The 13,118-nt window shown below is 42.7% G+C and carries 12 protein-coding genes; 2 read left to right on the forward strand and 10 right to left on the reverse strand.

Features of this window, described 5'->3' with window-relative positions; all coding sequences use genetic code 11:
* Positions 1 to 32: 32 nt before the first annotated feature.
* The 8 genes from MH215_RS04070 to MH215_RS04105 all read right to left on the reverse strand — a co-directional run bounded on the left by MH215_RS04070 (position 33) and on the right by MH215_RS04105 (position 7,742).
* Entirely contained in the window at positions 33 to 1,091 is a 1,059-nt protein-coding gene (locus tag MH215_RS04070) for a serine hydrolase domain-containing protein (protein ID WP_239288356.1), read from the reverse strand.
* Positions 1,092 to 1,310: 219 nt separating this feature from the next.
* On the reverse strand, positions 1,311 to 2,795 hold the full coding sequence (locus MH215_RS04075) for a methyl-accepting chemotaxis protein (protein ID WP_239288363.1): 1,485 nt from the start codon (positions 2,793 to 2,795) through the stop codon (positions 1,311 to 1,313).
* Between the two features lie 293 nt (positions 2,796 to 3,088).
* The gene (locus MH215_RS04080; RefSeq protein ID WP_239288364.1) at positions 3,089 to 4,135 is read right to left on the reverse strand and encodes a pectate lyase family protein; all 1,047 of its coding nucleotides are present in this window, start codon (positions 4,133 to 4,135) and stop codon (positions 3,089 to 3,091) included.
* 206 nt (positions 4,136 to 4,341) lie between these two features.
* Positions 4,342 to 5,514, reverse strand: coding sequence for a DUF4179 domain-containing protein (locus MH215_RS04085; RefSeq protein WP_239288365.1), 1,173 nt, complete (start codon positions 5,512 to 5,514; stop codon positions 4,342 to 4,344).
* Positions 5,504 to 6,055, reverse strand: a complete 552-nt coding sequence (locus tag MH215_RS04090; RefSeq protein ID WP_239288366.1) for an RNA polymerase sigma factor — start codon at positions 6,053 to 6,055, stop codon at positions 5,504 to 5,506. The genes MH215_RS04085 and MH215_RS04090 overlap by 11 nt, the downstream gene beginning before the upstream one ends.
* Before the next feature lie 182 nt (positions 6,056 to 6,237).
* Complete coding sequence (locus tag MH215_RS04095) at positions 6,238 to 6,564, reverse strand: hypothetical protein (RefSeq protein WP_239288367.1); 327 nt, start codon at positions 6,562 to 6,564, stop codon at positions 6,238 to 6,240.
* Positions 6,565 to 6,602: 38 nt separating this feature from the next.
* On the reverse strand, positions 6,603 to 7,259 hold the full coding sequence (locus MH215_RS04100; RefSeq protein ID WP_239288370.1) for an SMI1/KNR4 family protein: 657 nt from the start codon (positions 7,257 to 7,259) through the stop codon (positions 6,603 to 6,605).
* A gap of 21 nt (positions 7,260 to 7,280) precedes the next feature.
* Positions 7,281 to 7,742 (reverse strand): DUF6386 family protein, encoded by a 462-nt coding sequence (locus MH215_RS04105; protein ID WP_239288371.1) that lies wholly within the window; start codon positions 7,740 to 7,742, stop codon positions 7,281 to 7,283.
* Between the two features lie 303 nt (positions 7,743 to 8,045).
* On the opposite strand from MH215_RS04105, the gene MH215_RS04110 reads away from it, so the two are divergent.
* The gene (locus MH215_RS04110; RefSeq protein WP_128103088.1) at positions 8,046 to 8,423 is read left to right on the forward strand and encodes a PilZ domain-containing protein; all 378 of its coding nucleotides are present in this window, start codon (positions 8,046 to 8,048) and stop codon (positions 8,421 to 8,423) included.
* A gap of 72 nt (positions 8,424 to 8,495) precedes the next feature.
* On the opposite strand, the gene MH215_RS04115 is transcribed toward MH215_RS04110, so the two are convergent.
* Positions 8,496 to 9,839 carry a uracil/xanthine transporter gene (locus tag MH215_RS04115; RefSeq protein WP_239288372.1) on the reverse strand — a complete coding sequence of 448 codons (1,344 nt, stop codon included), beginning with the start codon at positions 9,837 to 9,839 and terminating at the stop codon, positions 8,496 to 8,498.
* 174 nt (positions 9,840 to 10,013) lie between these two features.
* Here MH215_RS04115 and MH215_RS04120 point away from each other — a divergent pair, with 174 nt between their 5' ends.
* Complete coding sequence (locus tag MH215_RS04120) at positions 10,014 to 10,937, forward strand: LysR family transcriptional regulator (RefSeq protein ID WP_239288373.1); 924 nt, start codon at positions 10,014 to 10,016, stop codon at positions 10,935 to 10,937.
* A gap of 225 nt (positions 10,938 to 11,162) precedes the next feature.
* Here MH215_RS04120 and MH215_RS04125 read toward each other — a convergent pair whose 3' ends face one another.
* Entirely contained in the window at positions 11,163 to 13,076 is a 1,914-nt protein-coding gene (locus MH215_RS04125; RefSeq protein ID WP_239288375.1) for a beta-glucoside-specific PTS transporter subunit IIABC, read from the reverse strand.
* Between the last annotated feature and the right edge of the window lie 42 nt (positions 13,077 to 13,118).

Below are 13,118 nucleotides of genomic sequence, written 5' to 3' on the forward strand. Positions count from 1 at the left end.
ATGTATTATTATTTTAATGGCTCGTCCCTAGTTTATTCGCTACTTAACATTGCTTCAAGTATTTCTATACCTACAGAGTCTATCATTATTGCTTGAACTGGCTCTTTTCTAGTAATCCATTTCTTTAATTGAGCAACATAATGATCAATAAGCACGTTTGAGAAAAAAGAATAATTGGATAGTAATACTACTCCTACACGGAGTTCCTTATTGAAAGCTAAATAGCTGTTAAAACCCGCTGAACCTCCGTTATGCCAGAGAACCTCTTTATCTTGAATGTTATCCCCAGCCCAGCCAAAATAAAGATTAGCATTGCCAATGGTGTTCGGAAGATGACTTTTGGCTAGTATAGAGGCAATCGGATGATCATCGTTCAGATTGGCTTGAACCAATAAACTCATATCACGAATAGAAGACTTGATCCCACCAGCTCCTTCATGTATCGAAAGATTCCAATGAGGGACTCTTCTGCCCGTTGAAGCATGTCCATTCAAAAATCTGCTATCCTGTTCCGAATTAAGCATAACGGCTGTTTCTTTCATATTTAGCGGTTCAGTTATATATCTTTTTAACAGTTCATCATATGTCCTTCCTGACACCTTACATAAAATGTTGCCCAGCAGACCCACAGCAAGATTGGAATATCCAAATGAATCAATGCCATCGGTGAAATCAGCTGTAGCTAAAAAAGCAGTTAAATCTTCCTCAGTATACATTGAATAAGGATCCGCTCTTTTCTTAGCCATATTATGGTTGGTTGCCAGAATCGGTAATCCCGAGGTATGAGTAGCAAGGTTCTTCAAGGTAATTCTATTCAAATAATCGTTCTTAACGTTTGGCAGGAACTTACCAACCATGTCATCCGAGGAAAGCAAGTTCTCTTCCTCCATTGCTAATAAAAGAATGGATGTAAATACTTTCGTTATAGAGCCGATTTCAAATAACCTATTCTCAACAGGAACTATACTTTTCTTTTTATCATTACTAAACGAAAAGTATTTAATATCGTCCCCTCTAATCATCCCGATCGCAAGATGTAAGTACTTCTTATCTTGCGTGTAATCTGAAACAAAGTTATGTAAATTCTGCATAGGGTGAAGTTACTCCTTTTAGTTTATGATGCTACATTACTCAAACGGTTAAATCACGTTAATCAACTTATTTTGGACGCCACATTATGTATTCGTTTACAACCCTTATTATTCCTGCCCTTCAACTTAATGAAAACCAAAAGAGCCTATCCATTTACGTTATTACGTTAGGACAGGCTCTATTTTACCTCGAATCATAATTCTTCAAACTTATGCTGATTACTCACTTGGAACAATAACATCCGATGAATTCTCATCATCCGCTACCAATTCATTCAAACTCCTGATTAACAATTCCAACTCATCAAAGCTACTCACGATGTTCTGCGTAAGATTGCGCTGTTCCTCCATACTTGCCAGAATCTCTTCTGCCGCTGCACTGGATTGCTCCGTCACACTCGAAATTTCAGCGACTTCATTGACTACTTTGGTTGAAGCATCTTTCATGGTCGCCGAGCTACCTTCAATATCCATCGCTTGACTCAGGACATGCTGAGAATTGCCATTAATCGTACGGAATACATCTTCAGCTGTTTCTACAGTTTCTTGGCCTTCTGACAATGACTCTCGGATACTAATAAATCGATCTGTCAAAGTCTGAGTCTGTACTTTCAATCTGGCCAACACCGTAGCAATCTCCTGTGCCGACTGTCCGGAATGTTCAGCGAGCTTGCGAACCTCTTCCGAAACGACGGCAAAACCACGACCTTGTTCTCCAGCACGAGCCGCTTCAATAGCAGCATTAAGGGCAAGTAAATTCGTCTGACTGGCAATTTCCGTGATGCTGCTTAATAGTACGGTCATAGACTCACTCTCTTGATTGAATCGTTCCATATCATCCGCAGTGATCTTAATTTGATCAGAAATCCCCTGCATCTGTACGTTTAACTGCTCCATTTGAGTACTTCCTGTTTGCGTGCTTTGGGTCATGTGCGAAGATAATTCCTTCATTTTAGACGAGTTAACCGCTACGTCTCGAATATGCTGATCGGATTGGGACAAGGAGCCTGATATTTCCGCTACACTCGTGGCCTGGAACTCCACACCCTTTGCCACTTCACTGAATCCAATCGTTACCTCATTCATAATTGAACCAGTTTCATCAACCTTAAGCTTCAATTGATCTGTGAAACTTGTTAATCCTGTAACCGAAACTTTAACCCGTTCTAGCATCGCTTCTACCCTGACACGAGTTTGCTCGACCTCAGCCCATCTTTTTTCACTTTCACGGAAGAGCCTCTGAGACATATGTGCAACCAAAAATAGAATCCCACCAATTGCTCCGACAAGAATGACTTGAGTCATATTTTTATTAAAAACTTCGGCCGTCGTGCTTGGAAGAATGAACAACTTAAGAATATCATTCGCATACATCACTAAGAAGCCAATCAGAAACATTTTCTTATCTGGATACAATAGTAAAACGGAAGAAATCAAAATGGTCATAATGGATTGGTTACTTCCCCATCCGCCATAAATCCCACATCCAATTATAAGAATCGTAATGATCCATGGAATTAGATGAATGTGCTTTTTCTTCACATTAGCGTAAGTAGTCCAGGATGCGAACAAAATCGCGATAATGTTCGAAACAATTAACTTTGGATGCATAAAGAGCATCGCAAACCCCAGTGCTACTACACACCATAAGATGATAGTGATGATTTTGTTTCTGTTCCACATAATTTCATCGTAACGATTCATTCATTCTCCGCCCTTTTAGTTAAAATCAAACACCATCGTTTAAACTCATATGTACATTCATTTCTCATGCCTCACTCTTAAAAAGATGCATACTCACAGACTCATTTATCTTTGGATCTGACGCATTCTATCTATTGAGAGCAATACACGCTAATATTATATCGGCATATACTAATTTAAATTAAATATAAATTTTACATTCATTACACTTTTGATATCTAGAGACATGCTCATCTAATATAAAACAAGAATAGACCCCTATCACCGATGGGGGTCTATTCTTTGAGTAATTCCTATTTTCCGAATACAAGAGTGGTATTCGATGAACCTGCATATTTCGTTACAAAGTCTTTAGCATAGCTTGCAGATTGGACTTGATAGCTGTAGTTCGTGCTAGGTCTCCAGTTCGTTTTTGGAGAAGTTTTCGCGCTCAATGCAGGCGTACTACCTGTATCGGTGAACTCGCCCTTGCCTTTATCATCTACGATGCCGCCTTTTTCCGCACCAGCACCAAAGTAGTTGTTCTCCGAATAAATACGCGCTTTCTCTCCTACTGTAATGGACTGACTAAAATTGTTAGCATAATTGTTTTTCAAATGGAAATAGCCATACCGGAACAGCCCAGGACCACGCACATATATATTCTCAAAGTAATTGTTGGACATTGTGATGTGGGGAACGCCATTATAGCTGCTGTTTCCATCGTTAGGGTGACCTAAGATAACGCCATACTTATGATTCGAAAATTTAGAATTACTGATGGTGATAAAATCGGCACGATCTCCAACGTAGAGCAGCTTGTCCACATCACTACCATTGACGTTATAATTGTGACCCGCAAACGTCACGTGGTCAATCCAGTAGTTGTTACCTGAAGTGATGTAAAGTTGGATGTCATCATTCGCGTTAATATTGGCAGAGTGTTCAAATCTTAAATTTTGGAAAATCACATTGCTTGAGCTAGCTGTGGATCTAAAGTTGATGTTGGTGAGCTTGTGATTGTCGTAGGAACCCACAATCGTTTTGTTGGCACCAAAGTTGACTTTTTGCAGGGTGGATGAAGAGATATTTTTCTCAATGACCAAAATTTTAGGCGCTGTATCTGCCACTTGTGTTCTGAGGTCGTTCAGATTGTTAATGTAGATAATCGGGCCATTCTTACCACCTGTAACAGCCGACTTAGAAACACCAGATACACTCTTGGCGTTACCGGCAAAACCCGTCAACCCGTTCGTTCCCGTATTCGGGAAGTTGGCTGCACCGTATGTAGTAGGAGGAGCTGCGGAGACGGTTAACAACAATAAAGTGACCGCGAGTAAAAGAGCCGAAAACTTCTTCAAAATTCCACCATCCTTTGTAATTTTTTTCCTTGCAACACGATTATATCGTGTAACTGGTCATGTGACAATACAAAATATGCAAAAAATATAATTTTTATTTATTTCGCAACAACGCACTGGGTCTGCACATTTAAGAAGACGAAGCACTCTCCTCCGAAGAAAGAAGGTGCTTCGTCCTGATTTTATTCGCTATCAAATTTTCGCATCTATTTAATTTTGATCTCTAACATATCCTTCTCCACTTCATTCATTGAATCATACACTTTGCCCGGCTGAGAATGAAGCCTGAATGTTAGTGATTGAGGGTCATCCAACAAATTACTACCTAGAATATAGATTATGCCATCTTCCGAGACACGATCCGATCCTAGAGATACTAAAGCGTCTCCAGAAAAATAATTGGAGAATGAACCTAGTGATGTGATTCGACCATCCTTTGTTATAGACCTTATATTGACTCCCCTGATCAGATCCATCATGGACTGTTTCTCTTCATCATCCATGTTCTCACTGTTCTCCATTTGGATTAGGACTTTTGTTGAGAGTGGTGACATCTCTACTTCAGATAACAAAAACGAATGACCTTCCAATGTAAATGAATAGTTAGGCTTTATCACATCTGTCTTAGCTTTAACAAATCTTGAATCCAATGTAAATGAGATATTCATCTGCTCCGAAAATCGAGCTGTCTCGTTTTTGACTGTAGCTGAACCTTGTTCAACATTGGGAGTATTGGACGAAATTTGATAGGTCATCGTTATCTTCTCAGGCATCGGTTCATTCGGATCCAACATAACGTACGTCCGACCATATATCGTATTTTCGTTTGTCGGTACATTGAGGCCTTGCATTGATCCAAGAGATTGATTCGTCTCCGCATTTACAACCTTCACTTGGTTCACGGAGTAAATATCTTGCGTGGCATCCGTCTTACCTGTGTATAACACAATTAATCTGGTCCTGTCTGCCGTAACTGCATTCACCGTGAGCTCATAGGAGTCTGATACAACAGTCCGGTCAACCATCTGCACATAGCCATGATTAATAGCAGACACCATTGTGCTCCGATCAGTATCCCTTTGAAATAAGGTACGAAAAGGCTCAAGCTTCTCCCAATACGTTGCTTGCTCTCCTGCTGTTAGTTGCTTCGGTGTACGCTCATAGAATTCTGACACCAGCCAAGCTCCACCAATGACCACCACAAGAAGCACCGAAATCCACTTCATCGCTAGGCTTCGATCATGTCTCCTCGCCCTACGCGCCCTCGCGAGTCCACGCTGGATCGCATGGGTGGTCTCGGACTTATTCATCTGCCGCACATCCCGCTGTAACCGGGCAGCATCCGCGATTAATACCTTTTCCTCTGGACTAGTATCCATGCCAATCCCCCCGGTTTTTCATCAATTTACGAAGCTGTTCCAGCCCTTTGTGCTGCCATGTCTTAACCGTACCTTCGGGTTTCCCAAGAATTGCTGCAATTTCAGCTAACGTCATATCGTTGTAATATTTTAGCAGCAACACATGACGATATTTCGGTTTAATCGATTGCAGCACAGTGCGGATCGCCAATTGATCGGCGTCAATCCCATATCCCGTGGCAGCATCTGTCAATGCATCATCCAGTTCTTCATTTGCAATCGGCGTGGTGCGTTTACGCCGTCTCTGTTCATCAATGCAGATGTAGATCAGAATGCGGATGATCCAGGATTTGAATGCATTCTCATTTTTGAGAGATCTGCGTTTCATCCATGCCCGGCATGTCATCTCCTGAATGGCTTCCAATGCATCATGACGATTCCGCAGATAACTGTAGGCAATAGAGAACAATGTATCCTGATGCTCCATGATGGATTGAACAAACACCGTTTCATCGTTCGTCTGAATGAAAACCATCTTTTTCATCTCAGCATTGGTTCCCAACCTCGTAACCCCTCCTCTTCTCTCTTTCTATATGTAATGACGGGTGAACTGCCCAAACGGTTTTTTTATAGCAAAAAAAGCCTCTCTCCTTAGATGGGGTTAGCCCCATGGGAGAAGCCTCTTTCATAATCAGTACAATGCAACATGTGGAAACCTCAATTGATTACAAGTCACAAACAACATTAGAGTTCAAACCATTCACTCAATCCGTCTATACGTTCTGTCTCGGTCTGCATCTGCCTTAACCAAGTGGAAGCTAGCTCGCCTCCGATATGGAATAAACAATAGATATATTGTGCACCGTCTTCAAGTTCTTCAAGTCCGGCAGCTTGTTCAATCGACAACTGCATCACTTCCGGCCAAGCCACATGATCCTGTACAATGGCAAATCCTGTTGGAGTGCGCTCTATGCTATAGTTTTCAGGCACAATAATAACATTGCTTAGTCGTTCTATAACTTCGGGAATCTTCACGGCAGGTGTTACCTGGATTCCATACTCCCAGCCCATATGTACGCCTCCCTTTCCTAGCTCACCTTACATTGTTCTCAAGCTTCATCCTTCATGTTTGCATTCGATTCTTTTACTTGTTCCTCACATTCTAACAATGACTGATCCAGCCACAATTCATACCAGTCCAGGAAACAAAGTCGTTCCTTATTTCCCATATAATGATCCGGATAGATTCCGTTACTGTTGGCACGATCATCTGCCCAGATCTCTCCGTAGGAAGAACCTTTGACGACCAGATTCATAGAAACTCCACAGCCAAAGTCACTGATACGCAGCATCCCGGCAGACCACTTTGGATCATAGTATTCATGTTCAAGACGGCTCCACTCTTCTTCTGTTCGGCTATCATCATACCAGTCATAATCCCAATTCCATGCTTCCGTTAATATACAAGGATCGGATATCGCATTTAACTCATCACCATAACCCAGCACCGCATATACCCCATCCTCGGGCTTCTCCAGCCCATAATAAGGACCTGCACCACCTGCACCTACCGTTAGTAAAAAAGCCTGATAATCTTCCGGCAGTTGCACCTTCCACTTCTGCTCAAATTGCTTCATCTGTTCCGTAGTCCATACCGGATCAAGCACATACTCATGACTCTCCGCTCCGAACAAACTTAGCTCTACATCAGCATTTCGCAGTGTATGCAGCTTGTCCTGTATACGTGCTAATTGTTGTTCGTACATCCTTTGCTCCTCCTAATTCAGTCAGATGCGTATCAAATCTTCCAAATGATTACTGCCCTTCACGCTGGGTTCCAACGTCACATGGATATGATTGTTCTCCCTCCATATGATGCAGGCATAATTGCCTGGTTCAATCTCCAGTAGCACGCCTTCACACGCCTCATCAGGCTCAAGCTCGTCCGCTGTAACATCCTCTGCTGCACCCATAAAGATCTTGCCTGTAGGCACGTTAAGATGGTAAACATCCCCTTCGCCCGTGCGTTCCCCTTCTGATAAGGAGACGTTCAGGCTCCAATCCACATCATATGCTCCATCTGCACCCAGATTAATAAAAAGACAATGTCCAGCATTAACCTCGGCCAGTTCATCCTCCGGAATCGACCACCAGTCCACCGTATCCTGCAAACGATGTTTCAATGTACCCAAATCGTATATACACATGGTGGCCGTATCTGTAATAAAGCTAAATGGTGCTTGTCTCATGTTAAGCCCCTCTTCTCTATAACACATCTGAATTGTGTGTTCTATGTAATCGTTCAACCCTTTTAAATAATACGAGTTTCTTGCACACTATGTTCAGCATTATATCAAGCTCTCTCCAACTGTTAAAGGAACTTGAGAACGATCTTTCCCTTGTACCATCTCTCGGGACTCATCAGGATACGGAGTATATTTATTTGTTTTTGCGATCCCCTACCCTCCTGACTTCCTTCACTTCTCTTCATTTCTACTGTTCTTTTGACGATATAACGATAACTGACTTTTTTGAAATATATGGAGGAGCACATGTCAATCAACCAGAGAAAAACACCTTTTCGCTATTTTTTAAAGCAACCTATAACATCGGAAGTGTACATTATAAGCATTAACGGGTCACCTGCTCCAGACAAACCCATTCAAGCCGAGCTATGCGATATCAGTCGTTCTGGCTGTCAGCTCTCCTTCCCGCTCCGGTTAAACGTAGATTCCAATGAGATCCGAATTGGGCTCGATACAACATTAACGGAAGAACCTTTATATATGGAGGGTTTACTGCGTTGGGGTGCGGAAAAAGGAAACCACTGGCACTATGGCGTTGAGTTTGAGGTTGCCGAAGACCAGCAAGAACGTTTATTTAGAGAAATGCGTATGCTTGCAGGACAAAATAGAATTATCGTCAAATAGGTACAAATGACAAAAAAAACAGCCCTATACCATAGATAGGACTGTTGTTGAAAAAGAGTTATATTCCTAACTTTAAGCCGCTTTACTTGGCTTGGCTGAGTTATCCAAGTTAGACCACTTCACCGTAGATTCCAACACAAGGGATATCACCACACCGATGACGAGACCATTGCTGATCATAGGAATGAGATAGATGGGCAGACCCTGAAATGCTTCCGCTGGTATGTTCATAATCGCAACACCCGTAAGAATGGGAAGAGCAATACGATAAATCGTTTTGGAATTGAAGACCGTGCCTTCTAGCGTTCGTATTGCCGTACCAAACATTTGCAAATAAGCTACAAATAGCACAGCACTGCCCACACTCGGTGGCATTTGAGCAAAGAAACTCGTCAACATAGGCATCAGCCCCAACATACATAACAACCCAGCTCCCAGTATAAAAGCTGATCGACGCAAAATACGGGTGCTCTCCAGAAACCCGATGGAAGAAGCAAATGCACCAAAGGGAATTACTCCCACACATGCAGCGATAACCGTAAACATTCCAGTCCATCCATAGGAACGTTTATACTGCTGAGCCGTCGTTTGGACCCCATACATTTTCTCCACAGCCCCTAAGGTTGTAATGGAATTCGTCATATTCACCAGCCCAACAAAAAAAGCGGTAATGACGATTCCAGGCTCCCACTTCGGCGTACCCCATGGAAAAAAGGTGAAGAACTCACCCACTGCTCGTGTCTCGGTGCTCTGGTGTCCAGGAATGATTATACGATAAGCAATCCAACCCGCAATAATACCGATCAGGATCGCATAATTGGCAAGCTTGCCTCTCCCCTTCAACTGAATCCACGCAACAAGAACCGCAATGAGTATAGATAATGCCGCAACCGGTAGATTAAATGTGCCAAACTCCGTATATCCAATCATGCCCTTGAAGAAATTCATGGTCAATTGAATGGTTAATAAAAATAACATCGCACTTTTAACCATTGGCGTGAACAGCTTCTGAAGCACATGAGAAGCACCCATCCAACCTAGGATAGCCATCGTTAATCCAGCCAGTATAAAGCCTGCTGTCAGTCCTCCGCCAACCCGTTCGAGGCTCATTCCTGCGGATGAAGCGGAGACCGTTAAGCTAAGTGTCAACCCCCACCACAGCCCTGAGGGCCCATCCATTACCGCATAGCGATGTCCACATATCGCTTGTAAGATACAAACAGCTCCTGTCAGCAAAAAGGAGTGCTGCATCGATGTAGCAATAGCTTCTGGTGTAAGTTGAAAATTATGCCCAATGGATAACGGCACAACAACGGTATTTGTAAATAAGAAGAAAAACCATTGGATACCTGCAAGAACGGAAGAAGAGAATTGTTTTACATTTGGAGTTCGTAGATGCTCTTGTTGTTTGGTCATACGTGTTGATTCCTTTCGTGATACGATAATATTCCACGGCTTATGTTAGCCCAACCTCACTAGGTAAATGTCTAAACCTTATGTATAGTACCATGGAGATGTAGTATATTAAAAATACATGTTTTATTGGCTTTCTATATGATCTACATATACTTGTTAGTAAGGAGCATCCTTTTGGATATTAAACAATGTCGTTATTTTATAGCCATTGCCGAAGAGAAGCAAATTACCGCAGCAGCACGAAGACTGCACATGGCACAACCTCCCTTAAGTCAGCAACTTAAGCTGATGGAGGAAGAACTAGGTGTCGCTTTATTTGAGCGCCAAGGACGGACAATGGAACTGACACAAGCTGGTCGAAGCTTCTATGAATATGCCATTACGATAACCAAATACATGGAAGAAGCCGTCATGGAAATACAGGACTTTCGCCAAGGTGTCCGCGGTAAACTCAACCTAGGCATGAATACGATCTCGGACAGTCTGCTGCCCCGGGTACTTCAACAATTTCGAATGACACACCCAAAGGTTACTTATAAAATTCAGCAAAATGAATCTGCGCAACTGTGTCAGTTGCTGGATGATGGCAAAATAGAGCTGGCCTGTGTACGGATGCCCGTACGAACAGAGCATTACGAAGTGCTGCATTTACCCCACGAGCCTCTCTACTATATCTCGGCTACACCTCTTGAAACGGGGATGAACGGTGAGACTTATTTGAAGCAGCTCGCTCACATTCCACTCTTATTACCAAGCACGGAAGGGCTAGGGATGTTTGAACTAATTCTCGATCGATTTCGTGAACATCACGTAAGTCCATCCATTATGGGGGAATGCTCGGATGTTGCGATGCTGATGGAGCTAGTACGTCTAGGTTTTGCAAGTTCAATCGTGCCACGTACCGTCCTTCAACTACATCATGAACATGCCTTACATATCTATCGCATTATTGACCAATCCTCAACCGTTGGATCAGCGCTTGTATGGCTGCATCATCGTCATCTATCCAAGCCCGCTCAGCACTTTGTACAAATGGTTGAAGATATTCTGCCGTCCATCACCGAGAAGTCACCAAGCACCTTGCAAGCGGATAGCTAAGTAGATTTAAGGAGCTGAGGAAGGTCAAGGTTGTTCAAAAAGTAGGCTTTTAATCATGGGTACCTTCAGGCATTATCAAGTTGAATATAGAATTCAGTCGAAGAACGGTTACTGAACTCCGATTTTTTTCAATACGTATTAACAAATTAAATCTGCTCAAAAAAAGCAGCAGCCTTACGAATATCCTCCGTAGGGCTGCTGCTTTTATTCTTATTTAACCAGTGCTTATGCTTTAGCCGTATAGATCAATTCTTTCTCTGTGATCGTTGTACGTCCAGCAGATTCAATGGATTCATACTGATGCATGTTTGTAATAATGACAGGTGTAATTGTCGTGTAACCGGCTTTTTCGATCTCTTCCCGGTCGAACTCCATCAATACGTCACCTACGGACACCTTCGCTCCAGCTTGAACCTTAGGAGAGAAGAATTGACCTTTCAGCTTCACGGTATCGATCCCGATATGAATCAGCATTTCTGCACCCGTATCACTTACAAGACCAATCGCATGTCCACTCTTCGACAAGGAGAACACTGTTCCGTTAATTGGAGATACGGCACGTCCTTCTGTCGGCTGAATAGCAAACCCTTTACCCATAATTTCTTCCGAGAATGCTGGATCTGGTACTTCGCTAAGTGGTTTAACTTCCCCAGTCATTGGGCTGAAAATTTGCTCATCCTGTGCTTTTGCTTCTTCAGTTACAGCTGGAGCAGCAGTTGTTGCTGCTGTAGCAGGCTCAGCAGCCGGTGTTGTTGCAGCCGGTTGTGGAGCATTGTCTTCTTTGAAGCCCAAGATGTACGTAATGATGGCTGCCGCTACGATTGCAATCAAACCACCAATTAGAGCATAGATCAATGTGCTTACTGCTGGACTGATAAATGCTGCGATACTCGGAAGACCCGCAAGTCCTGTAATAACATAAGATTTAACATTGAAGATCCCCATAAACGCACCAGCGATAGCACCACCGCTTAGAGCTGCGATAAACGGTTTTTTGAATTTCATGTTAATTCCGTACATTGCAGGTTCGGTGATTCCCATAATAGCAGTCAAACCCGTGGAATACGCGAGCGACTTGGTTTGTGCATTTTTGGATCTGAGACCCACACCAAATGCTGCACCACCTTGTGCCAAGTTAGCTGCGAACATCAATGGAATAATAAAATCGTAACCTAATGTTGTCATCGAACCAACGACGATTGGCAACAAAGCATAGTGCATACCTGTAATGATCAATAGTGACATCGTACCACCGATCAAGATACTTGCAAAAATGGACATATTATCGAACAACCAGGAAATACCACCAGATAGTCCGTTACCAAGAACTGTACCCAATGGTCCGACAGTCATCAGTGTCAGAGGAACCATAATTAGCAGGGTAACCGTTGGAACAATGAGCAATTTAAGTGAAGCATGTATAACACGGTCAACAGCTTTCTCTACATATGAAGCGATCCAAACTGCAAGAACAATCGGAATAACTGTAGAAGAATACGTTGCTGCAATTACTGTAATCCCCATAAACGATGAGTTGTGGCCATCAGCTAGCAAAGCTGTAATGGTCGGGTGCATAATTCCCGCAGCAAGCGCCGCAGCAATGTACATATTACTACCCAGCTTACGTGCCGCACTGACTGCTAGAATGATTGGCAAGAAGTAGAAAGCACCATCACCAATGGCTGACAATATGATATACGTTGAGCTTGTATCAGACAACCAACCAAGTGCGACAAGGATCGCCACGATCCCTTTGATCATACCTGCACCGGTAATCGCAGGCAGGATTGGTGTAAACATACCTGAGATGAAGTCGAACAACGCGCTTATTGGATTTCTCTTTTTCTTCTCGCCAGTTGAAGCTGAAGCACCAGAAGATCCAGCGTTCGCACCTTTGGACATGTTACCTACCAGTGCGTTATACACTACAGGCACATCGTTACCGATAATGACCTGGAACTGTCCACCGTTCTCCATAACACCCATAACACCTGGTGTATTTTTCAGTGTTGCTTTGTCTGCTTTTTTGTTGTCGTTCAAGTTAAATCTAAGTCTTGTCATACAGTGTGTGACTTGATCAACATTCTCTTCGCCACCAACCAACTTCAAAATGTCCTTGGACAATTGTTGTTTATCCATTGTGAATTGCTCCTTTGATGTGTAATGAAGGTTTAAAAAAAA

Origin of the sequence: Paenibacillus sp. ACRSA, assembly GCF_022346845.1 — a bacterium.
Lineage (GTDB): Bacteria > Bacillota > Bacilli > Paenibacillales > Paenibacillaceae > Paenibacillus.